The sequence below is a fragment of the Aminobacter aminovorans genome (assembly GCF_900445235.1).
Lineage (GTDB): Bacteria > Pseudomonadota > Alphaproteobacteria > Rhizobiales > Rhizobiaceae > Aminobacter > Aminobacter aminovorans.
This window is the reverse complement of record NZ_UFSM01000001.1, coordinates 2,502,862-2,528,503: the sequence shown is the minus strand read 5'-3', so window position 1 is coordinate 2,528,503 and position 25,642 is coordinate 2,502,862. Positions and strand designations below refer to the sequence as shown.

Genomic DNA, 25,642 nt, shown 5'->3' with positions numbered 1-25,642 from the left:
TTGTGGCGAGAAATCCCATCAGTGCCCGCATTGCCGATGCTCTCACCATCCCATGGGATCAGGTGACGGAAGCGTCCGATGTGTTCGCCATACCCCCAGAGGGCGCGGACTGCCGGCCACATCAAGCCGTCAGCCACGCTAGCAAAGCGTCTGTGGCAGGGTCAACACCGATCGCTTTTCCCGCCAAAACCAGAACAAAACAGAGACGCTTCTGGCCTTTCCGCCCCGAATCACTACATTCGGGGCAAATGTCAGACTTTCCGGACGACATGCCCTTTTTCGACGAGCCCGGCGGGATGCCGCCCAGGGCCGCCAGCACGCCTGCGCCCAGCGGTATCGCTGCGCGCGCCATGGCCGCGCGCCAGGCGCCGTCAGCGCCCGATTACCTCAACGGCCTGAACCCCGAGCAGCGCCAGGCTGTAGAGACCACCGAAGGCCCGGTTCTGGTGCTCGCCGGCGCCGGCACCGGCAAGACGCGTGTGCTCACCACCCGCATCGCCCATATCCTCAGCCAGGGCCGCGCCTACCCCAGCCAGATCCTCGCCGTCACTTTTACCAACAAGGCGGCGCGCGAAATGAAGCAGCGCATCGGCCACCTTGTCGGCGAAGCGGTCGAGGGCATGCCGTGGCTCGGCACCTTCCACTCGATCGGCGTCAAGATGCTGCGCCGCCATGCCGAACTGGCAGGGCTGCGCTCCGACTTCACCATCCTCGACACCGACGACGTCATCCGCCTGATCAAGCAGTTGATCCAGGCCGAGGGCCTTGACGACAAGCGCTGGCCGGCGCGCCAGTTCGCCATGATGATCGACGGCTGGAAGAACAAGGGCCTCGGCCCTGCCGAGATCCCCGAGGGCGACGCCCGATCCTTTGCCAACGGCAAGGGCCGTGAGCTCTACAAGGCCTATCAGGACCGGCTGCAGACGCTGAACGCCTGCGACTTCGGCGACCTGTTGTGTCATCCGATCCGCATCTTCCGCGCCTACCCGGATGTGCTCAAGGAATACCACAAGCGCTTCAAATACATCCTGGTCGACGAGTACCAGGATACCAACACCGCGCAATATATGTGGCTGCGGCTCCTGGCCCAGGAAACCGGTGGCCCGGGGCAGAAGAATGTCTGCTGCGTCGGCGACGACGACCAGTCGATCTATGGCTGGCGCGGCGCCGAGGTCGACAACATCCTGCGCTTCGACAAGGATTTCCCCGGTGCCGTCGTCATCCGGCTCGAGCGCAACTACCGCTCTACCGCGCACATACTGGGTGCCGCCGCCCACCTCATCGCCCACAATGAGGGCCGTTTCGGCAAGACGCTGTTCACCGAACGCAACGATCCCGAAGACGGCAAGGTCAATGTCCATGCCGCCTGGGATTCCGAGGAGGAAGCCCGCGCCGTCGGCGAGACCATTGAACAGCTGCAGCGCCAGAAACACAATCTCAACGACATGGCGATCCTGGTGCGCGCCTCGTTCCAGATGCGCGAGTTCGAAGACCGCTTCGTCACGCTTGGCCTCAACTACCGCGTCATCGGCGGCCCGCGCTTCTACGAGCGCCAGGAAATCCGCGACGCCATGGCCTATTTCCGCGTCGTCGCCCAGGGTGCCGACGATCTCGCCTTCGAACGCATCGTCAACGTGCCCAAGCGCGGCCTCGGCGAAGCCGCCATCCGCCAGCTCCACGACACGGCGCGCGCCCTTGGCGTGCCGATGCTGCAGGCAGCCGCCCAGCTCGCCGAGAGCGACGAACTAAAGCCCAAGCCTCGGGCAGCGCTGCGCGAGGTCGCAGCCAATTTCGAGCGCTGGCAGAAGGCACTCGACAACACCCCGCATACCGAACTCGCCGAGATCATTCTCGAAGAGAGCGGCTATACCGATATGTGGAAGAACGACCGCTCGGCCGAAGCGCCGGGCCGGCTCGAAAACCTCAAGGAGCTGATCCGCTCCATGGAGGAATACGAGTCGCTGCGTTCCTTCCTCGAACACGTCGCCCTCGTCATGGACGCCGAGCAGGACGAACAGCTCGATGCCGTCTCGATCATGACGCTGCATTCGGCCAAGGGCCTCGAATTCGAGACCGTCTTCCTGCCCGGCTGGGAGGAAGGCCTGTTCCCGCACCAGCGCGCCCTCGACGAAGGCGGCCGCTCGGGTCTCGAGGAGGAACGCCGCCTCGCCTATGTCGGCCTGACCCGCGCCAAGAAGAACCTGCATCTGTGGTTCGTCTCCAACCGCCGCATCCATGGCCTATGGCAGTCGACCATCCCCTCGCGCTTCCTCGACGAGTTGCCCGAGGCGCATGTCGAGGTGGCCGACGCCGGCAACTCCTATGGCGGTTACGGCGGCGGTCGCCAGAACCCCTATGGCGCTTCGCGTTTCGACAGTGTCGGTGAAAAATCCTTCTCCAACACCTATGCCACGCCGGGCTGGCAGCGCGCGCAGCAGAACCGCACCGAGGCCACCGACCGCAACTGGGGCTCGCGCTCCGGTCACTCGGTCGAACGCATCGGCTATGGCGAAACCGATTCCGGCTTCGGTGCCGGCCGCGGTTCGGTCAAGGGCCGCACCATCGACGGAGAACTTGTCGCCAAGTCGGTCTCCACGGAACCCTCGCGCTTCAATGTCGGCGACCGGGTGTTCCACCAGAAATTCGGCAACGGCAACATCTCAGTCATCGACGGCAACAAGCTGACCATCGACTTCGACAAGGCAGGCCAGAAGAAGGTGCTGGACGGGTTCGTGAACCCTGTCTGATCGGGCCATTCCTGGCGCTGGCTAGATCCGGCGCTGCTCTCTGCACGAAATCTGCACGAAACTCCTGAACATCTCCTCGTTCCGGCCACCATGCGTGCCCGATGCCGGGCCACACATGTCGCATGCAAACGACATCGAGCCGCACGCACCGCACACCCCGCCAGCTGCCCAAACGGCTGCTCACTGAAGCGTGGTGGCTGGTTGATCCAGCGCCACCTCAGGCGATCGCGCCCTTCCCTGGCACATATCGCAGCCCGGCAGGTCTCCCCCGCAAGCCGGAGCGCAGGGCATGAACTTCCGCCATGCCCCGTCCACCATCTCCGCCAAGGTCGGCGCCGCATTGCTGCTGACCCTTGCAGCCGATTTTCTGCTGTTCCGGCAGCCGCTGGACATTTCGCTTTTCATCTTCGCTGCGCTGGCTGCTGGTGCAATGATTGCCTTTCATGCTCGGGGACCCCGTCCCCGCCCGCTCGCGCTCAAAATTGTTCTCGCCGCGCTTGCTCTTGCCCCGCTCGCCGAAAATGTCAGCCCGCTTTCGGTGACGGTCGCGACCCTTTGCCTGGCGGCCTTCGTTCTGTCGGTCTCGGCCCGCCTGCGATCCGGCCCGGTAAACTGCCTCAAGCGCATCGCCGGCTTTCTCTTGACAATCCCCGGCCGGCTGCCATTCGACATCGCGCGGCTACGGAAACTGGCCGGACACCGCAAGATCTGGCGCCTTGGCAGCCTTACCGCTTGGACGCTAGCTGTCGCTCTGGGCATGGTGTTCGTCGCGTTGTTCGGCATCGCCAATCCCGTCATCGGCTACTGGATGTCGCTGATCGACATCCGGGCCATATTCAACCTTCTTGACGTCTGGCGGATTGCCTTCTGGCTCGTCTTGGCCGGCATCGTCTGGAGCTTCCTCAGGCCGAGATTACCGCGTTGGCTACCCAAATGGCGCCTCTTCACACCACGGCCGATCGCCGAAGCACAGGCAAACTTGGAACCGCCCGCCGGCCTGCACCAGTCGATCTTCGGCAAGGCGGCGATCCTGCGCGCGCTTGTCGTGTTCAACGTCATCTTCGCGCTGCAGACCGTTCTCGACGGCGCTTATCTGTGGGGTGGGGTCGATCTGCCCGCAGGGCTCACCTACGCCGCCTATGCCCATCGCGGCGCCTACGCACTCATCGTCACGGCACTGCTTGCCGCGATCTTCGTGTTGCTGGCGCTGCGGCCAGGCAGCGCGACTTCGGCCGACCGACGGGTCCGCGGACTCGTCTATCTCTGGTCGGCACAGAATTTCGTCCTGGTGATTTCCTCCATCCTGCGACTCGACCTCTATGTCGACGCATATTCGCTGACCTACTGGCGCGTTGCCGCCTTCGTCTGGATGGGACTGGTCGCCACCGGCATCGTCCTGATCATGTCCCGCATTGCTCTCGACAAGTCGAACGAATGGCTTTTCGGTGCCAACATGCTGACGCTTTCTGCAGTTCTCTACGTCAGTTGCTTCGTCAACTTCGCCGCAATCATCGCCCACTACAATGTCAGCCACAGCCGCGCGATGGATGGAGGATCGGAATTGGACTGGTATTATCTGCGCTCGCTTGGACCCCAGGCCATCCCGGCAATCGACGTGGTGCTGAACCGCATGGGTGACACCGGCGCGGTCGCGCGCACAAGCCTCGTCTCGCGCCACTATGAGGCGGATCGGTTTCGCGAGCGGCTGCAGAACTGGCGTGCCTGGAGTTTTCGGAACTTCCGGCTGGCAGCGTATCTCGACCAGCCTTCGCCTTTGCTTTCCGGCACAGAGCCGCAGTGACGACGATGCCGCGCCATATCCTCGTCGTCGATGACGACCCTCATATCCGCGACGTGATCTGCTTTGCCCTCGACAAGGCAGGCATGGAGACCGAGCCGGTCGGCGACGGTATGGCAGCGCTGGCGCGCATCGAGCGCCGCATGCCCGACCTGGTCGTGCTCGATGTCGGCATGCCCGAGATGGACGGGCTGGAGCTGTGCCGCAGGCTTCGGCGAACCTCCGACGTGCCCGTGTTGTTCCTGTCTGCCCGCGACGAGGAAATCGACCGCATCCTCGGCCTTGAGATGGGCGGCGACGACTATGTCACCAAGCCGTTCAGCCCGCGAGAGCTGGTGGCGCGCGTCAACGTCATCCTTCGCCGTGCACGGCCGGCTCCGGCGGAACTCGTCCCGGCAAGCCTCAGTCACGGCCTGATTGTGCTCGATCCTTTGCGGCGCGCGGTGAATTACGATGACCAAGACATCGACTTCACCGCGACCGAATTTACCATCGTCAAGGCGCTGATGACGAAACCGATGCATGTGCTCAATCGCAGTCAGCTGATCGATGCCAGCCATGCCGCCAACATTCACGTCTCGGAGCGAACGGTCGACAGCCACATCCGCAACATCCGCGCGAAGTTCGCAACAGTGGGTTGCTCCAACGCGATCGAGACCGTCCATGGCATGGGCTTCCGCCTCGGGCGGTGCGGCGCATGACTGAAAAATGGCGCCCGCCCCTCGGCCTCGTCGTGCTGGCCATCCTTGCCACCGTCATGACGCTGCCGCTACTGGGGCTGTTCTGCTTCCAGCTCTACCAGCAGCGCTTCGAGCCGGCCGCCGAGCCCGCCCTTCTATCGCATGGCGCGGTCGCGGCAGCGGCCCTTGTAACAGGCGTCACGCTGCTGATCGGCTTCGTCTTCATCCGCACCATCACCCGTCCCATGCACGATCTGATGGAAAGAACCGCGCGCATCGCCGAGGGGCAAGCGGACGCCCTCCAGCCACTTGCCCATCACGGCACGCGCGAGATGGCGGAGTTGTCCAAAGCCTTCCTCGAGATGGCGCGCAAGCTGCAGATCCGCAACGAAACGATCCGCACCTTTGCCACCCATGTCTCGCATGAGTTGAAATCGCCGCTGACCGCGATCCAGGGTGCAGCCGAACTGCTGCGCGACGCCAGCGACGACATGGATCCGGCCACACGAACGCGCTTCCTCGACAACATCGTCGCCGACACCGACAGGCTGAACCGCCTGGTGCGCCGCCTGATCGAACTGGCGCGTGCCGACAAGGCAGCGCTGCCGGGCCAGAGCACGTCGCTCACTGAGATTCTCGGCCATCTCGCCCCGGTCGAAGGTGTCGACGTATCGATCTTTTCAGGCGCCGACATCCGCTTCGCCATGTCGCCCGAGAACGGGGCGGCCATCCTGTCCAATCTCGTCGACAACGCGTTGCGCCACGGCGCCGGCCGTTTCGTACTGGAGGCCAGCGGCCTGGACGGCATCGTCATCATCGCTGCCACCGACGATGGCTGCGGCATCTCGCCCAACAACCGCGCCCGCATCTTCGAGCCCTTCTTCACCACACGCCGCGAAACCGGCGGTACCGGCCTTGGCCTCGGCATCGTCTCGACCTTGCTCAATGCCCATGATGGAACGATCCAGCTTGCCGGCGCCGACAAGGGCACGCGCTTCGAGATCAGGCTGCCGGCGGTATAGGTGCCCGGCACGGTCGGTGCCTTATCCGCGCTCTACCTGGCCCCTGCCGACCCAGTAGCGCGGCCCGGTGCCACTTACCGGTTGCCGTCTGGCAGGCGCAGGAATAACATTAGGTTGCGCTAATTTGCTTGTCGCAGGGAGGCGAGGACGATGCGCAGATATATCGACTGCCGAGAGTTCCCAAGCGAAATGAAATGCACCGTGGCGATTGCCGCCGACAATGAGGATGAACTGGTCAACGCCGCCGTCCAGCATGCGGTCGCCGTCCATGGCGAGCACGACACGCCGGATTTCCGGGCCGAGATCAGGAAAGCCATCCATATCGGCTCGCCGCCGGCCTGATTTGCGCTGGTGATTGCAGGGCTCTGTGGCGCAGTGGTGATGCCGCACCGGCTCTATTGCCGGCGTGCAGGCTCTGTGGCGCTGCGCATTGCCTTAAGCCGTTCGGCGGCCGACGCCGCCAACTCGGCGTAACGGTCCTCCAGCGCCTCGGCGGCGACCAGCACCTCCGGCTCGAAGTCATTGGCCTCGAGCACTTGCCTCAGCTTCTCGACAAATTCGGCCTGCTGTTCGAGTGCGGCGAACAGCTTCTTGACCTGGTCACGGCTGATGTCGGGATTGGCGAGCGTCGCCGGAACCTCGCGCGCCATCTCGGCACCGGTCTCGGCCTGCTCTCTGAGAATATCCAGCCAATCGGTCACGCCACGCCATACCCTACCCGTTACAATCTTGTTCCGGACCGGAGCAATCGTCAACCGCCCGGAATCAGCGAACACAATCGCCGGCGTGGACGACACTTCCACGCCCGCTGCAGGAATTGTGCGGGGTGGTTTTTGCTCCAAAATCCTGTGCACCTGCCTGGCGACGCTACAGGATATGCCCCGCCAAGCATCCGACACGCATGGACGTCTCCCGACTGCGAGGAGACGTGGCGCTCACGCCTTCGCTTTCGCCCGGCCATCATGCCGCTTGGCCGCTTCCTCGCATTTCTTGCGGATCTCCTCGACCTCGGTTTCAGTCAGATGCTCGATGCCGATGAAGTGGTTCTGTGCCTTGCCGACGCGGATCAACTCGTCGAGCTTGGCCTGAATCGCAGCGCCATCGCGGTTCTGGGTGTTCTGGATCAGGAACACCATCAGAAAGGTGATGATGGTCGTGCCGGTGTTGATCACCAGCTGCCAGGTATCGGAAAAGCCGAAGACCGGGCCCGAGGCTGCCCAGACCAGAACGATCAGACAGCAGCCGAGAAAGGTCAGCGGCAGGCCGGCGGCATAAGCCACCTTGTTGGCAATCCTGGTGAAAACCCTCTCGAACATCGGAAATTCCCTTCGGCTGGCGAAAGGAAACAATCGGCGCCCGCTTGGGGTTCCGCAGGGTGTGTAAGCAAGGCTAGCCCTCCCGCGTCTCCCAACGGTCGAGAAACGCTTCGATCGGCAGGCTCTGCATGTCGGGGACGGCCTCGAAAAGCCTTTCGCGTGGCCAGTCCCACCAGGCCAGCGCCTCGATACGGGCGGCGATCTCAGGGGCAAACCGCATCCTCAGCTTCCTGGCCGGCACGCCGGCAAAAACCTCGAAGGGCGCGACGTCCCTGGTCACAACCGAGTTCGCCCCGATCACGGCACCATTGCCGACGGTCACGCCGGGCATGATGACCGCGCCGTGGCCGATCCAGACGTCATGCCCGATCGCCACCAGCTTGGCCCTGCGGCGCTCGCGGAAATCGCCGTCGACGCCGAGATAGCGGAAATATTCGTTGGGCCGGTAGCTCACCTTGTGCGTGGTCAGCCGCTCCATCGGATGGTCGAGCGCATTGATGCGCGTGTTGGCGGCGATCGAGCAGAACTTGCCGATGGTGGTGTAGATCGCCTCTGCATGGCGCTCGAAATAGGAATAGTCGCCGACGACGACCTCGCGCAGCACGACGCGCTCGCCAACTGTCACGTGGCGGCCAAGCCGGCAGCCTTTCAGCTCGGAAGTCGGGTGGATGCGCGGCTCGTCATCCTTGAAGCGAAGGTCGGCGGGAGTGTCCATCTGCGGGATTTACGCCCGCGCCATCGACCTCGCAAGCTATTGCGGCTTGCCCTTGGTCCAGATCACGTTCTGGCCGTAGAGCGGCACCGTCGTCATCGACATCTTGGCCGATCCGTCCTGCACCTGGCGCGAATGGGCGAGATAGATCAGCGTCTCGTTCTTCTGGTCGTAGATGCGGTTCACCACCTGCTCCTTCCAGATCAGGCTGATGCCCTGCTTGAACACCTCCTCGCCTTCCTGGCCAAGATCGATCTCGCCTATGCTTATCGGTCCGGTCTGCTGGCAGGAAATGGCGGAATCAGAAGGGTTCTCGAACCAGTTGCCCTTCTGCAGCCGGTCGATCACGCCGCGGTCGAAATAGGAGACGTGGCAGGTTACGCCCTCCACCTTCGGGTCCTTGATCGCCTCGACGATGATGTCGTTGCCAAGCCAGTCGACGCCAACCTCGCCGACCTGCTGGGCCATGGCGGGTGTAACGACACCAAGCGCGACCGTGGTGGCAAGAATGGAAAGGGCACGCCGCATGAAAGCCTCCTGGAATTGTGCAGTCGCCAACACTTGGGTCAGCCGATCGCATGATGCAAGGTAACAACAAGGTATGGCGCTCGCGAAATGGTGTTTCGTGGACGAATGAGAGCGTCAACATGTCCCTTTTGGCAAATCACGCGCCGCGCTATGTAAGGTTGATGAAACAGGCCCTGCCCATATCGCTTTCGGCGACCGCGTGGATCGCGCTCGGCCTGATGGTGTTTGCGGCGGCTTCGGGGCTCGCCTTCGCCTCCTGGCTGGACAAGGACGCCGGCATCTTCATGTCGCTGGTCGAGGCTGGCATGTCCTGGTGCTTCTGAACCGGTCATCAATCACACCATGGAATCACAATCGATGATGCGCACGATCCTTGCCGGCATTCTGATCCTGATGGCCGCCGGCGTCGGCTGGCTGACCTTCGACTGGTACAGCAGCAAGAACAGCGCCCAGGCCTTTGGCGCGCCCTTCGTGCTCGTCGACCAGAAGGGCGCCGAGATCACCGAGGCGGCGTTCCGCGGCCAGCCGAGTGCTGTCTTCTTCGGCTTCACCCATTGCCCCGAGGTCTGCCCGACCACGCTGTTCGAGCTCGACGGCCTGCTCAAGCAGATGGGAGACGAAGGCAAGAACCTCCGCGCCTATTTCGTCTCGGTCGATCCCGAGCGCGACACGCCCGAAGTGATGAACAGCTACGTCAGCAACGTCTCCGACCGCATCACCGGCATCACCGGCTCGGCCGACAAGATCGCCGCCATGGCCAAGGCCTTCGGCATCTATTCGAAGAAGGTTCCGACCGAGGGCGGCGACTACACCATGGATCACACCGCCTCGGTGCTGCTGCTCAAGAGCAATGGTGATTTCTTCGGCACGATCGCCTATGAGGAGAACCCAGAGACCGCACTTGCCAAGCTCAAGCGGCTTGCCAAGGAAGGCTGATCCTCCTCTACCGGACCCGACATGACCCAGACACGGCTGCACATCACCACCGGCCGCGAAGCTGCCAATCGCATCTTCGCTGCCCTCGAAACCGCTTTCGAGGAAGATGGCTGGCCGATCGCGGTGATCGAGATCGACGAGGACCGCGACATTCATGAGGTCTCGCTCTACACAGATGGCGATGTCGACGACATTGCCCGGCGTATGGCCGAAGTTGCATCTGAAGCCGGCCACACGGGCGAGCTTGGCCGCGAAGTGCTGCCTGACGTCGACTGGGTGGCGAAGTCGCTCGAAGGCCTGAAGCCGGTGCAGGCCGGGCGCTTCATCGTCCACGGCAGCCACGACCGCGAGGACGTGCGCCCTGGACAGATCGCCATCGAAATCGAGGCGGGCCTCGCCTTCGGCACCGGTCACCACGGCACCACGGCAGGCTGCCTCGAGATGATCGAAAAGGTGATGGCTGCGGAAAAGCCGGCCAACGCGCTCGATCTCGGCACCGGCAGCGCCGTGCTTGCCATAGCGGTCGCCAAACTGGCGCCGATTCCAGTACTGGCAACCGACATCGACCCGGTCGCGACCGAAGTCGCCGCCGCCAATGTCCGCCTCAATGGCGCGGCCGACCATGTCGAGACGGCAACGGCAGAAGGTTTCGACGATCCCATCTTCGCCGCCCGCGGTCCATTCGACCTGATCGTCGCCAACATCCTGGCGCAGCCGCTGATGCAACTGGCGCCCGAGATGGCGGGACATCTGGCTGCCAACGGCTCCCTGGTGCTGTCCGGCATCCTCGACCGCCAGCACGATGCCGTGGTCGAAGCCTATGTCGCGGCAGGCTTCCGCCACGTCGAGACCTTCCACCGGGAAGGCTGGGTGACCATCCACCTCAAGAACTGAGCCCGCTGGCACAAGCCGGTGGCGTTGCCAGCAACGGCCGGCACGGATAGGTTCGCCCGACATCCAGCTTTCGGGAAACCACCATGTTCCAGTCCTTCGATTCAGCCGGCGATCCCACCGTCGGCAAGCCGCGCACAGCACTCCTCAGGCAATGGCTCAAGGACAACGGGCTCGACGGTTTCGTCGTGCCGCGCGCCGACGAGCACCAGGGCGAATATGTCCCGCCACGTTCGAATCGTTTGAGGTGGCTGACCGGCTTCAGCGGCTCGGCCGGCGTGGCCATCGTGCTCTCCCACAGCGCCTACATCTTCGTCGACGGACGCTACACGCTGCAGGTGCGAGACGAGGTCGATCTCGACATCTTCACCGTCGAAAGCCTGATCGACAACCCGCCCTCGATATGGATCAAGGAAAGCCTGCCCAAGGGGGCAAGGCTCGGCATCGACCCGTGGCTGCACACCATGGGCGAGGTCAAGGCGCTGACAGCGGCGGCCGAGAAGGTCGGCGCCGTGCTGGTCCCCCTCGCCCGCAACCCCATCGATGCTATCTGGGAAGACCAGCCCGACGCGCCGCTGGCCCCGGTCGAGATCCACCCCGAGGCCTTCGCCGGCGAACTGGCCAAAGACAAGCTCAAGCGGCTTGCTTCGGCGATCGAGAATGACGGCGCCACCCATGCGATCCTGACCGACCCGTCGTCGCTCGCCTGGGCGTTCAATATCCGTGGCGGCGATGTACCCCACACCCCCCTCGCCCTTGGCTTCGCCATTCTCGCCGCCGATGGCAGCCACGCCGTGTTCATGGACAAGCGCAAGCTTGGTCGCACCGAAGAGGCCTATCTCACCCAGCTCGCCGACATCAAGGCACCAGGCAAGCTCGATGATGCGGTCGCAGCCCTTGCCAGGTCGGGGGCCAGGATCGCGCTCGACCCGGTGCTTGCCGCCGACAGGCTGCGCGCACTGATCGAGGACAATGGCGGCACGGTGGTGCAAGTGCCGGACCCGGCACGGTTGCCGCGCGCGACCAAGAACGCGGCAGAGATCGCCGGCTCGCGGGCAGCGCACCGCCGCGACGGAGCCGCTGTCGCCAAGCTCTTGTGCTGGCTCGACCGGCAGAAGCCGGGCAGCCTCGACGAGATCGCGGTGGTGAAAAGGCTGGAAGAATGCCGCCGCCAGACCGGCGAGGAAACTCAGATGCCGCTTCGCGACGTCTCGTTCGACACCATCTCAGGTGCCGGCTCGAATGGCGCGATCATGCATTACCGCGTGTCGAAGGCGACCAGCCGCGTGCTTGCCGACGGCGAGCTGTTCCTGCTCGATTCGGGAGCGCAGTATCAGGACGGCACCACCGACATCACCCGCACGATGCCGGTCGGCAGGCCGAGCGAGGAAATGCGCGAACGCTTCACTCTGGTGCTCAAAGGCATGATCGCGATTTCGCTGTCGCGCTTCCCGGCCGGCACGCGCGGCGCCGACATCGATGCGCTTGCCCGCATCGCTCTGTGGAAGCATGGGCTCGACTACGCCCATGGCACAGGTCACGGCGTTGGCTCCTATCTGGCCGTCCACGAAGGCCCGCAGCGCATCGCCAAGACAGGCATGGAAAAGCTGCTCGCCGGCATGATCCTGTCCAACGAACCCGGCTACTACAAGGAAGGCCACTACGGCATCCGGCTGGAAAACCTGATCCTCGTCACGCCAACCGCTGAGCTTCCGGGCGGCGACATCGCCATGCACGGCTTCGAGACGTTGACGCTGGCGCCTTTCGACCAGCGCCTGCTGCGTGCAGACCTGCTGACCCGCGAAGAGCTGGATTGGCTCAATGCCTACCATGCCCGCGTGCTGGCCGAGATCGGACCGATGCTCGACGGCGAAACGCTGGCGTGGCTGGAAAAGGCGACGGCGCAGATAGCCTGATCGGCGTGTCATGAAAACGACAGGCCGCCTTATGCGGCCGGTTTGCGCTCAGCCGATGAAATGCCTAAGCGCGATCAGGACGGCAGCGCCAGCCAGAAACATCGTCATCAGTCCGCCGCGCAGCGAAACAACCGCGGCAACGGCAAGTGCTGCCAGCTCAGCCGGACCGGCCGAGAGTGCAGCGGGCGCCACAAGCGTGGTCAGCACTGCCGCCGGCACGGCGTTCAGCCCGGCCTCGACGCGCGGGTGGATGCGATCGAAGCGCGAAATGACGAGATGCCCGCCGATACGGGTCAGATAGGTGGCAACCGCGCCGGCGATGATGATCCAAAGGGTCGTGCTCACGACACCACCTCCGCCGTTTCTTCGCCGGCAATGCTCTCGTCAGGCCGCACAGGCATCGCCGCGGCAAACAGCACGCCGGCCAGTGCGCCAATGGAAACGTGCCAGGGCGAACCGACGGTCTTGTAGGCGATCATCGAGGCAACGGCACTGGCGACGACGATCGGCAGCCAGCGCGGCCGCTTGCGGAAGCTCATCACCAGCCCGAGAAAGTAAATCGGCAGCAGGAAATCGAGCCCGATTGCATGGGGGTTGGGAATCAGCCGCCCGAACAGCGCGCCGAGCGCGCTTTCGGCAACCCAGAAGACATAGATCGGCAGCGCCATGCCCATGTACCAGGCGAAGGTCACTTCCTCTCCATTCTCACCCTTGCGCTCGGCCTCGGCATATTGCGGATCGACGAGGAAGAAATATCCGATGGCCTGCTTCAGGAATGGCCAATGGTCGATGCGCTTGCCCACGGCGGCCGAATAGAGCACGTGGCGGAAGTTGACGGCGAAGATCGACAGCACGATCAGCCATGGCGCGACATGCTGACCGAACAGCTCGATGCCGACCAGCTGGCTGGCGCCGCCATAAATGCTGGCGCTCATCAGTGTCGCCTCGGCGACGGAAAAACCGTTGTCGACGGCAAGAGCCCCGAACAGGATGGCAAAGGGCGCCGAAGCGACCACCACCGGCACGCTCAGGCGCACGCCTTGCCAGAATTCACCTCGACGATCAGACATTTGGCCTCCGTGGCGCATCGGCCGCAGATCGAACTTTGCCAGATCGATCTTGATTGTTTGAATGCACGATGCAGGTCGACATCGAAACGCAGGGCAGCTCGACCAGGGCTCCATAGCCTGCGCGGAGGTCTGAATAAGTCAGCCGGCTTGTCGTGTCACATCAATTCGGTTGAGCCAATGATCAGCGTTTGCCAACTTTCGGCTGCCGCTTTACCGAGCATGGCGAATTGCCGCCCGCATGCAGCCGGCCCATCGTCATGTCGAGCTTCATCGGCAGGTCACGCAGCGCCGACACATTCAGCTTGCGCGCGACCGCCAACGCCACTTCGCCGCAGGCATGCGCGTCCTCGGCCGCGTTGTGGTGCTTGAACGAGAAGTCGATATGGCGCGACACCTCGTTGAGCCGATGCGAGGCAAGCTCCTGCCACACCTTCTTCGCCATCTTGAGCGTGCAGATGTAGTCGATATCGGGACAGGCGGTGCGATACAGCTGATAGCTCGCCCTGAGCACGCTCATGTCGAAGGACGCGTTGTGGGCGATCACCAGGGTGTCGCCGAGATCCTCTTCGAACTCCTCCATCACCTCGGGAAACGCGGCCGCGTCCTCGACATGTTCGGGCCGGATGCCGTGCACGGCGATGTTGAAGCGCGAAAAGCGCATGTCCCTGGGGCGGATCAGCCGTTCCTCGACGCGGATGACCGCGCCGTCCTCGATCCAGGCAAGGCCTATGGAGCACGGACTGCTGCGCTGCTCATTGGCAGTCTCGAAGTCGATGGCAAGTGCACGCATAAAGTCTGTCAGCCCGCCTGCCCGACACGCTCGAACCACTGGTCCTCTGTGATGACCTCGATGCCAAGGTCAGTCGCGGCCTTGAGCTTCGAGCCCGCACCCGGCCCGGCCACCACCAGGTCGGTCTTCTTGGACACCGATCCAGCCACCTTCGCGCCGAGCTTCTCGGCCATAGCCTTGGCTTCGTCGCGCGACATCTTTTCGAGCGAGCCGGTGAAGACGACAGTCTTTCCCGAGACCGGCGACGACACGTCGCCGATGCGTTCCTCTTCGAGAGGCGTCACCTCGGCGAGCAGCGCGTCGAGCACCTGCCTGTTGTGCTCCTCGGCGAAGAACTCGACCACCGCTTCGGCGACGATGGCGCCGATGCCGTTGACGCCGGTCAGCTCCTGCCAGGCGCCATTGCCCTTGTCGCCCTTGCCTTCCGGCATCACGGCGGCAAGGCCGGCGGCGCGGAACGCCTCGAAATTAATGTAGTGGCGCGCCAGCCGCTTGGCATTGGTCTCGCCGATGTGGCGGATGCCGAGCGCAAACAGGAAGCGCGAGAACTCGACCTGGCGACGGTCGTCGATCGCCGCAAACAGCTTGCGCGTCGATGTCGCACCGAAGCCGTCGATGTTCTCGAGCTTGGTGAGCGACCCCTCCTGCCGCCGCTTCAGCGTGAAGATGTCGGCGGGCGAGCCCACATGCAATGCCGGGTCCTGCGACTGGAAAAAGAACTCGATCTGCTTTTCGCCCAGGCCCTCGATGTCGAAGGCGTTGCGCGAAACGAAATGGCGGAGCCGCTCCACCGCCTGCGCCGGGCAGATCAGGCCGCCGGTGCAGCGGCGCACCACCTCGCCCTCTTCGCGCACGGCATGGCTGTCGCAAGCCGGGCAGCGAGCCGGAAATAGATAGGGCTGCGCGTCCGACGGACGCTTCTCCATGACCACGTCGAGGATCTGCGGGATGACGTCGCCCGCGCGCTGGACGATGACGGTGTCGCCGACGCGGATGTCGTGGCCGTCGTCGCGGATGGCCTGGCCGCTGTTGCCGATGCCCTTGATGTAATCCTCGTTATGCAGCGTGGCGTTGGTCACCACCACACCGCCCACCGTCACCGGTTGCAGCCGCGCCACCGGCGTCAGCGAGCCGGTGCGGCCGACCTGAATGTCGATGCCGAGAAGCGTCGTCGTCGCCTTCTCGGCAGGGAATTTGTGCGCAATGGCCCAGCGCGGCGAACGCGAGACGAAGCCGAGCCGCTGCTGCAGGTCGAGCCGGTCGACCTTGTAGACGACGCCGTCAATGTCGTAGCCGAGCGTGGCGCGATTTGCCTCGATCATCCGGTACTGCGACAGAAGGCCCTCGACGCTGTCGAACACCTTCATCAACGGATTGGTCTTGAAGCCATAGCGGCCGAAGGCGGCGACCATGCCCATCTGCGTGTCGGCAGGCATGTCGCTGACCTCGCCCCAGGCATAGGCGAAAAAGCGCAACGGCCGGCTGGCGGTGATCGAGGTGTCGAGCTGGCGCAGCGAACCGGCGGCCGCATTGCGTGGATTGGCGAATATCTGCTTTCCCGCGTCCGCATTGCGCCGGTTGAGCTCGGCAAAATCGAGGTGGCTCATATAGACCTCGCCACGCACCTCCAGCACTTCAGGGAAGTCGCCCGACAGTACATTCGGAATATCAGCGATGGTGCGGGCGTTCGCCGTGACGTTTTCGCCGACCTGGCCGTCGCCGCGCGTCGCAGCCGTCACCAACCGCCCGTTCTCGTAGCGAATCGACAGCGATAGGCCATCGATCTTGGGCTCGGCCGATATCGCCACCGGCTCGTCCGCCCCAAGGCGGAGGAAGCGCCTGATGCGGCCGACGAATTCGCTGACGTCCTCGTCGGCAAAGGCGTTGTCGAGCGACAGCATCGGCACGGCATGCGTGACCTTGCCGAATTTTTCCGAAACGGCAGCGCCGACAGACTTGGACGGCGAATCCTCGCGCACCAGTTGCGGAAAGCGCTGTTCGATTGCGAGATTGCGGCGGCGCAGCGCGTCATAGTCGGCGTCCGAGATCGTCGGCGCATCGTCGGCGTGATAGCGCAAATCATGGCCGGCGATCTCTCCGGCCAGCCGCGCAAGCTCCGCCGCGGCTTCAGTCTCGCTGAGCGAATCGACTGGCTTGTCGGACATGGTGCGGCTCCGGCTGAAAACGCGGCCACCATAAATCAGGACGCTGCGAAGCGGGAGCCGCCCAGACCGAATTCCACGTCAAATCAGCAGGATCGCGAAGGCTCCTGACAGTCGAGCCGTAGTCGGCGGGTCAGGAGGCGACGGCCGTGTTCTCGCGCAGCAGGCGCTCGGCGGCGGCGCGCGCCTCCTCGGTGATCGAAGCACCGGAAAGCATGCGTGCGATCTCCTCCTGGCGCGCCATGCGGTCCATCTCGTGAATGCCGGTTGCCACCTTGTCGGTGTTGCCCTTCTTGGAGATCAGGAAATGCGTGGCGGCACGTGCCGCGACCTGCGGCGCATGCGTCACCGACAGCACCTGCACCCGCCTGGAAAGCCGCGCCAGACGCTGGCCGATGGCATCGGCAACGGCGCCGCCGACACCGGTATCAATTTCGTCGAACACCAGTGTAGGTGCCGAACCACGGTCGGCAAGCGCCACCTTCAGCGCCAGGAGGAAGCGCGACAGCTCGCCACCCGAGGCAACTTTCATCATCGGGCCGGGCCGGGTGCCAGGATTGGTACGCACCCAGAACTCGACCTGGTCGATGCCTTCCTGCATGCGATTGTCGGTTTCACTCGACATCTCGACCAGGAATTCGGCACGTTCGAGCTTGAGTTCCGGCAGTTCGGCCATGACGGTCTTGCGCAGGCTCTCGGCCGCCGTCTTGCGCAGTTCCGACAGGTTTGCGGCGATGCGGTCATAAGCCTCGCGGCTGGTCCTTGCCTGCGTTTCCAACACCTGCAGGCGCCCTTCGCCGGCATCGAGATCGGCGAGGTCGGCGACCATGGTGTCGCGCAGCCTGGCAAGATCGTCGACGGCGACATTGTGCTTGCGCGCTGCCGCGCGCAGGGCAAACAGCCGCTCCTCGGCCCTCTCCAGCCGCTGTGGATCGTATTCGGTGGCGCGCAGGGCCGCATCGACGCCCGATTGCGCCGCATCGAGCGAGATCATCGCCTCGTCGAGCGACTTGACCACGTCGTCGAGCAGGCCCGGCACTTCGGCGGCCTTGCGCTGCAGCCGGCGCAACAGGCTGGCAAGCTGCGGCAGCGGCGACGACGAGCCGGACAGAACGTCCTGCGCATCCTGGATTTCGGAGGCAATCTTTTCGACACGCATCATCGCGGCGCGCAGTTCGGCCAGTTCGCTCTCCTCCCCCGGCTGGGGGTCGAGCTTGGTCAGTTCGGTCACTGCGGAACGCAGATATTCGGCTTCGCGCGCCGCGGCATCGACGCGGGCGCGATGGCGCGACAGCTCCTGCTCGGCACCTCGCCACAACTTCCACGCGTCGGCGGTGGCCTTGGCTTCGCCGACATGACCGCCAAACGAATCGAGCACGTCGCGATGCGCCCCGGCATCGACGAGCGCGCGATCGTCGTGCTGACCGTGGATTTCGACAAGCGCGCGGCCGATGTCGCGCATCAGCGTGACGCTGGACGGCTGGTCGTTGACGAAGACGCGCGTGCGCCCGTCGGCGGTCTGGACGCGTTTCAGGATGATATCGCCATCGTCGTCGATGGCATTGTCGGCGAGCAGCGTACGCGCAGGATGGTTGCGCGGCACGTCGAAGACAGCGCTTACCTGGCCCTGTGTCGCACCATGGCGGACGAGCGAAGCATCGCCTCGTGCGCCAAGCGCGAGCGACAATGCGTCGAGAAGGATGGATTTGCCCGCGCCGGTTTCACCGGTCAACACGGAAAGGCCAGGCGTGAAATCAATGTCCAGCCGTTCGATCAGGACGATATCGCGGATCGACAGGCGCGAGAGCATCTATTTCTGTTCAGGCGCCGGAGAACATCTTTCCGGCCTTGGAAATCCAGGAGCCGGCATTTTCGCGAGGCTCAAGGCCGCCGGACTGCAGCAGCTTGTACGAATCCTTGTACCACTGGCTGTCAGGATAGTTCTGGCCAAGCACAGCTGCCGCCGTCTGGGCTTCCGAAGTCAGGCCCATCGCGTAGTAGGTCTCGGTCAGGCGAGCCAGCGCTTCTTCGATGTGGCGCGTGTTCGAGTAGTTCTCGACCACGTTGCGGAAGCGCTTTGCCGAGGCGATGAATTCGCGGCGCTCGAGATAGTAGCGGCCAATCTGCATTTCCTTGCCTGCGAGCTGATCGCGAGCGAAACGAATCTTGGCGTTGGCGTCATCGACATATTCCGACGCGGGCCAGCGCTGGACCACTTCGGTCATCGCTTCAATGGTGCGGCGGGCTTCCTTCTGATCCTGCGTCACGTCGCGAATCTGTCGGAAATAGCTGAGGCCGATAATGTACTGAGCGTAAGCCGCGTCATCGGTCGAAGGATAGAGCGCGAGATAGCGCTTGGCCGAATTGATGGCCTCTTCATAGGAGCCCTGACGGTAGCTGGCGAAAGCGCCCATCACCATCGACTTGCGGGCGAACTCCGAATACGGGTGCTGGCGGTCGACAGCCTCGAACTTGCGGCTGGCCTCCTTGAGGCGGCCGGCATTGAGATTGGCGAGGCCCTGATTGTAGAGCACGTCGGCAGGCTCGGTCTGCTCGACATAGGTCGCGAGATCGACGTCGGTTTCGCCGGACATGCAACCGGACAGTGCAAGCGTCGGAGCGATGAGCGAAAGCGCCACAACCAGAGGCTTCACGCGCAATTTCGATCGATCGGCTCGTATCAATGACATCACAGAGTTCCGCCCCTTTGGCGCTGTTTCGCTTTTAGGCAATGGCCATAGATCACAACTGGCTTTGCCGGGCAACGCTATCAGCCGCCAATCGCGCAATTTTGTGGCACGCAATGACGCATGCCATTTCGCCGGCCAAGTGGTGCAACAAGGTCACACCACCTCTAGGCGAATGCCGGCCGTCAGAGCGTCCAGGGCGCGTGGACTGCAGCGCTGACAGCGATGAGTTCGGCCGAACGACCGCGCTCGCGGCGCGACGTCTCGACGACCTCGAAGGCCGAGCGGTCGGAAAGCAGGCGGCGCAGCGCCGCCGCGTTGAGCCGGTGGCCGCCGCGATAGGAGCGGAAGCAGCCGATGAAGCGCGCGCCGGCGAGTGCCAGGTCGCCCATCGCATCCAGCGTCTTGTGGCGCACGAATTCGTTGGAGAAGCGCAGGCCTTCCATGTTGATGATGTGGTTGTCGTCGCCGATGACCACCGAATTCTCAAGCGAAGAGCCCAGCGCGTAGCCGGCAGCCCACAGGCGCTCGACGTCCTTCATGAAGCCGAAAGTGCGAGCACGCGAGATCTCGCGGCGGAAAATATCGTCGTTGATGTCGGAAGCGAAGGACTGGCGCCCGATCGCCGGGCTTTCGAAATCGATCTCGACCTCGAATCGCGTGCCGCCGTAGGGGCGGAACTCGGCCCACGAGGCGCCGCTTTCGATTCGTACCGGCTTGAGAACGCGGATGTAGCGGCGCTTGACGCCCTGCACTTCGATGCCGGCCAGGTCGATGGCCTCGACGAACTGCGCGGCACTGCCGTCCATGATCGGGATTTCGGCGCCTTCGACTTCGATCAGCAGATTGTCGATACCGAGGCCGAACAGAGCGGCCATCAGGTGTTCGATGGTGGCAACGTGCTGGCCGGCGGGATCGCCAAGCAAGGTGCAAAGATCGGTCGCACCCACTTCTGACACAATTGCGCGGAACTCTCGGTCAGCAACCTGAAACACCACGCCCGTATCCGCGTCTGCCGGCGCGAAATGGATGGCTACCGGCTTGCCGCTATGAACGCCAACGCCCGACAGGGTGACACGTGATTTGAGTGTTGTCTGATAGTCCTGCAAGTCGATCCCCATATGCCCGTACTCACTGCGTCCGCTTCGCCACACCACGGCGCACGGCTCTTATGCTCGCCAGACGGGACCTCATCCCCACAATACCCGTCAGCGACCTTAGTCGGCGCGAAGATAGTCTTCCGGGTGAGAGACTCCAAATCACGGTTTCTTACTCTGTGTAACTGCGGGGACGCTTCGACTCACCCCGTCAAGTCAATGATTTGACTTACCTTTTCAGATCAAAAGGCGAGCGTCGAGACGCCCGCCTTTCAAAGAGTGTTACCGGCCGTTCACAGATCAGTTGGCTTGCCGGCGAAGGAACGCCGGAATCTCCAGCTGGTCGTCTTCCTGAGTCCGTGCCTGCGGTGCCAAGCGACCATGCTCGTCGAGCTGTCCGCGGCGCGGTGCGTAGAGCTGCGATTCCTGGCTGGTCATGCGGCGCTGCTCGGGCGCCGGCTGGCGCAGCTTGGGCTCGCGCGGCTGCGCCGGCTGCAGGCGTGCAGGTTCTTCCTCCCGACGGGTCAGACCGCTGGTCAGACGCTTGAGCAGGCCCATCGGACCGCGGTCCTCATGATGCTCGGCCGGCTGTGCCTTGGCTTCCACCTCGGCCTTCACCATCGGCGGGAAGTCCTCGACGCGCGGCATGCGCGGCTGAACCTGGGCTGGCTGCATCATTTCCCGCTGGGGAGCCACCTGTGGCTGGGCCACCGGCTGCGGCGCGGGCTGCTGGAACTGCTGCGGCTGGTACTGCTGTGCCTGCGGCTGAGCGGGCGGAGCTGCAAACAGCTTGCTCTGCGGGCGGAAGTCGTCGCCCTGCGGAGCGGCGGGACGCGGCTGCATCGCTGCTGCATTGGCTTCGGCAAGGCGGATGGCCTCGGCGACCGGGTCGTTGGTGCGCACTTCCATCCGCGGCTGTTCGACAGGAGCAGCTTGCACCACAGGACGCGGTGCCTCGACCTGACGCTGGGCCGGCTTCGGCGCCTGGCGGATGGTCAGCGGCGCAGCAGCCATGTCGGCGGCCGACTTGTCGATGCCGGTGGCGACGACCGACACGCGGATGACACCTTCGAGGTCTTCGTCGAAGGTGGCGCCCAGGATGATGTTGGCGTCCTGATCGACTTCCTCACGGATGCGGGTCGCAGCTTCGTCGACTTCGAACAGGGTCAGGTCGCGGCCGCCGGTGATCGAGATCAGCAGGCCCTTGGCGCCCTTCATCGAGGTCTCGTCGAGCAGCGGGTTGGCGATCGCTGCTTCGGCAGCGGCCATTGCACGGCCCTCGCCCGAAGCTTCGCCGGTACCCATCATGGCCTTGCCCATTTCGCGCATCACCGAACGGACGTCGGCGAAGTCGAGGTTGATTAGGCCTTCCTTCACCATCAGGTCGGTGATGCAGGCGACGCCGGAATACAGCACCTGGTCGGCCATGGCGAAGGCGTCCGCGAAGGTCGTCTTGTCATTGGCCAGACGGAACAGGTTCTGGTTCGGGATGACGATCAGCGTGTCGACGCACTTCTGCAGCTCCTCGATGCCGTAGTCGGCCGTCTTCATGCGGCGCTGGCCTTCGAAGTGGAACGGCTTGGTGACGACGCCGACGGTCAGGATGCCCTTCTCGCGAGCGGCGCGGGCGACGACCGGAGCAGCACCGGTGCCGGTGCCGCCGCCCATGCCGGCGGTGACGAAGCACATGTGCGTGTTCGACAAGTGGTCGATGATCTCGTCGATGCACTCTTCAGCGGCGGCGCGACCGACTTCCGGCTGCGAACCCGCGCCCAGGCCCTCGGTGACATGCGCGCCGAGCTGGATGAGGCGCTCGGCCTTCGACATGGTGAGTGCCTGCGCATCGGTGTTGGCTACGACGAACTCGACGCCGCGCAGACCAGCAGTGATCATGTTGTTGACGGCATTGCCGCCGCCGCCGCCGACACCGAACACGGTGATGCGGGGCTTGAGCTCGGTGATGTCCGGCTTCTGCAGATTGATCGTCATAGTCCTCGTCCTTTTTGCCTTTCGAACCGCTTCGCCGTGCGGCCGTTTATGGGGCTGCCCCCGTCAATTCCTAAAAACTGTCTCTCAACCACTGACTCATGCGATGCAGTTTTCCGCCAGTTCCCGTTGCCCTGTAACGGGAAATCCCTTTCGCAGACTGGCTCTCGATGCCGGCCATCTGCGGGTAGATGAGAAGCCCGACGGCGGTCGCGAAAGCCGGCCCCTTGGCCGCCTCCGGAAGACCTGCCACGCCAAGCGGGCGGCCGATGCGCACATTGCGGCCGAGAATGCGACGAGCGGCCTCGGGCAGGCCGACGAGTTGGCTGGCGCCACCGGTCAGAACGACGCGCTTGCCGACAGCATTGCCGTAGCCCGACTTGTTGAGCCGGTCGCGCAGGAGTTCCAGCGTCTCGTCGATGCGGGCGCGGATGATGCGCGCCATTACCGAACGGGGGATCTGCAGCGGAACTTCGTTGTCATCGACGCCGATTGGCTGGATGCTGATCAGGTCGCGGTCGTCGGTGGTGCCGGGCAGCGCAGAACCGTGCATGACCTTGAGCCGCTCGGCATCGTCGAGACGCGTCGACAGCCCCTTGGCCATGTCCATGGTGACATGATTGCCGCCGACCGGGATGGCGTCGGCATGGACGAAACGGCCCTCGGAGAAGACCGAAAGCGTGGTCGTGCCGCCACCCATGTCGATGCAGGCAGCGCCCATTTCGAGCTCGTCGTCGACGAGTGCTGCAAGGCCGCTAGCATAAGGCGTGGCAACCATGTACTCGACCGAGAGGTGCGAGCGGTTGATACAGAGCTCGAGATTTCGCATCGGCGCCGAATCGCCTGTCAGCACGTGCATGTCGACGCCGAGCGTGTCGCCAACCATGCGGCGCGGATCGCGCACGCCACGCTCGGCATCGAGCGAAAAGGCGACAGGCAGCGAATGTATGACATCGCGCTCGGCCCGGAGCGCCTGCTTGGCGCCGGCGGCAAGCACGCGCTGGACGTCGGATTCGTCGACCTCATGGCCACCAAGATTGATCGTCGCCGAGAACGACTCGCTCTTGATACGGCCGGCGGACAGGTTGACGATCAACGAGTCGGCGGTGAGCCCGGCCATGCGCTCGGCAGCATCGACAGCGAGACGGATGGCGTGCTCGGCGCGGTCGAGATCGACGACCACGCCCGACTTCACACCCTGCGATTTCTGATGACCGATGCCGATGACCTGGGCCTGATGGGTGCGACCCTTGAGCAACTGACTGCCTTCGGCCGGCTTCAGCTTTGCGACCACGCAGCAGACCTTGTTCGAACCGACATCGAGCACCGTGAGGATGCCCGAGCGACGCGAAACCGGATCTTTTTGACCGCCGAGCCAGCTCATATTCTCTTCTCCACCTTCGCCTTGACGGCCTTGGGCTTGGCATTCAGCGCAGTAGCACGACGCTCGGCAGCCTCCGGCGTGAGCTGCACCACCAGCCGGTCGCCAAAGCGCATGTCGACGGCGGAGATGTCGCGCGTCAAAAGCGCATTCTCGCGGTCGAGGTCGGCAAGATCCGCAAGTGCTGCATCGACCTGATTCTCGGGCAGCTTGACGGTGATTCCGTTGTCGAGGCGCAGATCCCAGCGGCGCTCGCCGACGCGGATGTAGCCCTTCACACGGGCGGCCAGCTCGGGGAATGCCTGAACCCTGGCGACGAAGTCGGCAGCCCGGTCGGCGGCGCCAAAGCCGATGACCAGAGGCAGCGTGGCCTGGCGCCCGCCAGCGTAGGGGGCGATGATCTTGCCGTCCTTTTCGACGACGCTGAGCTGGCTGCCATGCTGCCAGATCGCAAAGGCATCGCGCTCGTCGATGCGAACCTCGATGGTGTCGGGATAGACCTTGCGCACGGCAGCATCGCGAACCCAGGGCAGACTGACGATGCGCTCGCGCGCCTCTTCCGGATTGAAACCGACGAGCGAGGTCCAGCCGTCGAGCTCGAGCTTGTCGAGAATATCGATTTCGGAGGTTTCGCGATTGCCCGAAACCTTGATCTGGTCGACGGCGAAACCGCTGCGGGCGGTCACGCCCTGAACCATCGCCGGGAAGTGGCCACCGAGATAGGCACCATAGAGCGAGCTTGCGGCAAGGAACGCAGCCGTCAGCATCGACGCAGCATAGGGCGGAGGAGTGAACTCCCCACGCCCAAAGCGCGACAACATCCGAACCGGCTTGCGCAGCAGCCGCGGCAGCACGAAATGCTCCGCGGACAAGGACAGCCCGAAGACGCGCGGCGCAGCGCCACCCATCCTTCTGTTCTGTCCCGATCTCAACGCAAACACGAAGCGTCCTCCACCATCCAACTCAACAACTCACCAAACGAATGCCCGGCTTGGGCGGCAATCTCAGGCACCAAAGACGTCGGCGTCATGCCGGGTTGCGTGTTAACCTCCAGCCAGACGACCTCTCCATTTTCGGAATGGCGGTCGTCGTACCGGAAGTCCGACCGGGAGACGCCCCGGCACCCGATCGCTTGGTGAGCCTTAAGCGCCAGTGTTTGTATTTTTTGGTAAATATTCGGTGAAACTTTCGCGGGGCATTCGTGCTTTGATCCCCCGGCGACATATTTTGAATCATAATCGTAGAAGGCGTGACCTGTCGGGACGATCTCGCAGACGCCGAGCGCGACGTCACCCATGACCGCGCAGGTCAACTCACGGCCATGGACGTAGCGCTCGACCATCACGGTATCGCCGTAGCGCCATTCCGGCGACGAGATGACCTGCGGCGGATGCGACTGGTCTTCCTTGACGATGACCACGCCGAAGCTCGACCCTTCCGACACCGGCTTGACCACGTAAGGCGGCTTCATCGGATGCTGGTTGCCGATGGCGAAACGGTCGAGAACCCGCGATTCAGCAATCGGAATGCCGGCAGCCTTGGCCACCTTCTTCGACTGCTCCTTGTTCATCGCCAGGGCTGAGGCCAGCACGCCGGAATGGGTATAGTGAATGCCGAGATATTCGAGGATGCCCTGAATGGTGCCGTCTTCGCCAAAAGGGCCATGCAGGGCATTGAACGCGACATCCGGCTCGAGCGCCGAAAGCACCGCGCCGACATCGCGGTCGACATCCACTCGCGTGACCTGATAGCCCACCTGCTCGAGCGCTTCGGCGCAGGCATTGCCAGACGACAGGGACACAGGCCGCTCGGACGAAAACCCGCCCATCAGGACAGCGACGTGCTTTGACTTCATCCCCTGAGATCCCCTCTCGACTCAGACACAACGCCTTGTTTCCAAAGGCTAAATAAGAGCACCCGGAA

The 25,642-nt window shown here is 63.8% G+C and carries 24 protein-coding genes; 9 read left to right on the top strand and 15 right to left on the bottom strand.

Features of this window, described 5'->3' with window-relative positions; genetic code table 11:
* Window positions 1-248: 248 nt before the first annotated feature.
* From DY201_RS12295 to DY201_RS12275, 5 genes are all read left to right on the top strand, one after another.
* A complete protein-coding gene (locus tag DY201_RS12295) occupies window positions 249-2,747 on the top strand; it encodes an ATP-dependent helicase (RefSeq protein WP_115731445.1) in 2,499 nt (832 codons plus the stop codon).
* 289 nt (window positions 2,748-3,036) lie between these two features.
* Window positions 3,037-4,548, top strand: coding sequence for a DUF4153 domain-containing protein (locus DY201_RS12290; protein WP_115731444.1), 1,512 nt, complete (start codon window positions 3,037-3,039; stop codon window positions 4,546-4,548).
* A gap of 5 nt (window positions 4,549-4,553) precedes the next feature.
* Window positions 4,554-5,246 carry a response regulator transcription factor gene (locus DY201_RS12285; protein ID WP_115733750.1) on the top strand — a complete coding sequence of 231 codons (693 nt, stop codon included), beginning with the start codon at window positions 4,554-4,556 and terminating at the stop codon, window positions 5,244-5,246.
* Entirely contained in the window at window positions 5,243-6,247 is a 1,005-nt protein-coding gene (locus DY201_RS12280) for a HAMP domain-containing sensor histidine kinase (protein WP_115731443.1), read from the top strand. Before DY201_RS12285 ends, DY201_RS12280 begins: the two co-directional genes overlap by 4 nt.
* Before the next feature lie 150 nt (window positions 6,248-6,397).
* Window positions 6,398-6,589: a DUF1059 domain-containing protein gene (locus tag DY201_RS12275; RefSeq protein ID WP_067960456.1), complete on the top strand. Its 192-nt coding sequence runs from the start codon at window positions 6,398-6,400 to the stop codon at window positions 6,587-6,589.
* 53 nt (window positions 6,590-6,642) lie between these two features.
* Here the strand turns inward: DY201_RS12275 and DY201_RS12270 are convergent, their stop codons facing one another.
* The 4 genes from DY201_RS12270 to DY201_RS12255 form a co-directional block, all read right to left on the bottom strand.
* Window positions 6,643-6,948, bottom strand: coding sequence for a hypothetical protein (locus DY201_RS12270; protein ID WP_115731442.1), 306 nt, complete (start codon window positions 6,946-6,948; stop codon window positions 6,643-6,645).
* Window positions 6,949-7,182: 234 nt separating this feature from the next.
* The gene (locus DY201_RS12265; RefSeq protein ID WP_067960450.1) at window positions 7,183-7,563 is read right to left on the bottom strand and encodes a low affinity iron permease family protein; all 381 of its coding nucleotides are present in this window, start codon (window positions 7,561-7,563) and stop codon (window positions 7,183-7,185) included.
* Window positions 7,564-7,636: 73 nt separating this feature from the next.
* Window positions 7,637-8,278: a DapH/DapD/GlmU-related protein gene (locus DY201_RS12260; protein ID WP_115731441.1), complete on the bottom strand. Its 642-nt coding sequence runs from the start codon at window positions 8,276-8,278 to the stop codon at window positions 7,637-7,639.
* A gap of 36 nt (window positions 8,279-8,314) precedes the next feature.
* Window positions 8,315-8,803 carry a CreA family protein gene (locus DY201_RS12255; RefSeq protein WP_115731440.1) on the bottom strand — a complete coding sequence of 163 codons (489 nt, stop codon included), beginning with the start codon at window positions 8,801-8,803 and terminating at the stop codon, window positions 8,315-8,317.
* Between the two features lie 119 nt (window positions 8,804-8,922).
* On the opposite strand from DY201_RS12255, the gene DY201_RS28720 reads away from it, so the two are divergent.
* The 4 genes from DY201_RS28720 to DY201_RS12240 all read left to right on the top strand — a co-directional run bounded on the left by DY201_RS28720 (window position 8,923) and on the right by DY201_RS12240 (window position 12,546).
* On the top strand, window positions 8,923-9,126 hold the full coding sequence (locus DY201_RS28720) for a hypothetical protein (RefSeq protein ID WP_131922436.1): 204 nt from the start codon (window positions 8,923-8,925) through the stop codon (window positions 9,124-9,126).
* Between the two features lie 34 nt (window positions 9,127-9,160).
* Entirely contained in the window at window positions 9,161-9,739 is a 579-nt protein-coding gene (locus DY201_RS12250) for an SCO family protein (RefSeq protein ID WP_115731439.1), read from the top strand.
* A gap of 21 nt (window positions 9,740-9,760) precedes the next feature.
* Window positions 9,761-10,633 carry a 50S ribosomal protein L11 methyltransferase gene (locus tag DY201_RS12245; protein WP_115731438.1) on the top strand — a complete coding sequence of 291 codons (873 nt, stop codon included), beginning with the start codon at window positions 9,761-9,763 and terminating at the stop codon, window positions 10,631-10,633.
* Window positions 10,634-10,716: 83 nt separating this feature from the next.
* Window positions 10,717-12,546: an aminopeptidase P family protein gene (locus tag DY201_RS12240; protein WP_115731437.1), complete on the top strand. Its 1,830-nt coding sequence runs from the start codon at window positions 10,717-10,719 to the stop codon at window positions 12,544-12,546.
* Between the two features lie 48 nt (window positions 12,547-12,594).
* On the opposite strand, the gene DY201_RS12235 is transcribed toward DY201_RS12240, so the two are convergent.
* The 11 genes from DY201_RS12235 to DY201_RS12185 form a co-directional block, all read right to left on the bottom strand.
* Window positions 12,595-12,891, bottom strand: coding sequence for an AzlD family protein (locus tag DY201_RS12235; protein WP_067960432.1), 297 nt, complete (start codon window positions 12,889-12,891; stop codon window positions 12,595-12,597).
* A complete protein-coding gene (locus DY201_RS12230) occupies window positions 12,888-13,616 on the bottom strand; it encodes an AzlC family ABC transporter permease (protein ID WP_245431977.1) in 729 nt (242 codons plus the stop codon). Before DY201_RS12230 ends, DY201_RS12235 begins: the two co-directional genes overlap by 4 nt.
* A 181-nt stretch (window positions 13,617-13,797) precedes the next feature.
* Window positions 13,798-14,406 (bottom strand): 3'-5' exonuclease, encoded by a 609-nt coding sequence (locus tag DY201_RS12225; protein WP_115731436.1) that lies wholly within the window; start codon window positions 14,404-14,406, stop codon window positions 13,798-13,800.
* Between the two features lie 8 nt (window positions 14,407-14,414).
* Window positions 14,415-16,571 carry an NAD-dependent DNA ligase LigA gene (gene ligA / locus DY201_RS12220; RefSeq protein WP_115731435.1) on the bottom strand — a complete coding sequence of 719 codons (2,157 nt, stop codon included), beginning with the start codon at window positions 16,569-16,571 and terminating at the stop codon, window positions 14,415-14,417.
* A 130-nt stretch (window positions 16,572-16,701) separates the two neighbouring features.
* Window positions 16,702-18,378, bottom strand: a complete 1,677-nt coding sequence (gene recN / locus DY201_RS12215) for a DNA repair protein RecN (protein WP_115731434.1) — start codon at window positions 18,376-18,378, stop codon at window positions 16,702-16,704.
* A gap of 10 nt (window positions 18,379-18,388) precedes the next feature.
* On the bottom strand, window positions 18,389-19,258 hold the full coding sequence (locus tag DY201_RS12210; protein WP_115731433.1) for an outer membrane protein assembly factor BamD: 870 nt from the start codon (window positions 19,256-19,258) through the stop codon (window positions 18,389-18,391).
* 182 nt (window positions 19,259-19,440) lie between these two features.
* A complete protein-coding gene (lpxC, locus tag DY201_RS12205) occupies window positions 19,441-20,376 on the bottom strand; it encodes a UDP-3-O-acyl-N-acetylglucosamine deacetylase (protein ID WP_115731432.1) in 936 nt (311 codons plus the stop codon).
* Between the two features lie 276 nt (window positions 20,377-20,652).
* Complete coding sequence (gene ftsZ, locus DY201_RS12200; protein WP_115731431.1) at window positions 20,653-22,341, bottom strand: cell division protein FtsZ; 1,689 nt, start codon at window positions 22,339-22,341, stop codon at window positions 20,653-20,655.
* Between the two features lie 70 nt (window positions 22,342-22,411).
* A complete protein-coding gene (ftsA, locus tag DY201_RS12195) occupies window positions 22,412-23,722 on the bottom strand; it encodes a cell division protein FtsA (protein ID WP_115731430.1) in 1,311 nt (436 codons plus the stop codon).
* On the bottom strand, window positions 23,719-24,660 hold the full coding sequence (locus DY201_RS12190) for a cell division protein FtsQ/DivIB (RefSeq protein WP_115731429.1): 942 nt from the start codon (window positions 24,658-24,660) through the stop codon (window positions 23,719-23,721). Before DY201_RS12190 ends, ftsA begins: the two co-directional genes overlap by 4 nt.
* Window positions 24,648-25,574: a D-alanine--D-alanine ligase gene (locus DY201_RS12185; protein WP_115731428.1), complete on the bottom strand. Its 927-nt coding sequence runs from the start codon at window positions 25,572-25,574 to the stop codon at window positions 24,648-24,650. The genes DY201_RS12190 and DY201_RS12185 overlap by 13 nt, the downstream gene beginning before the upstream one ends.
* Window positions 25,575-25,642: the final 68 nt, after the last annotated feature.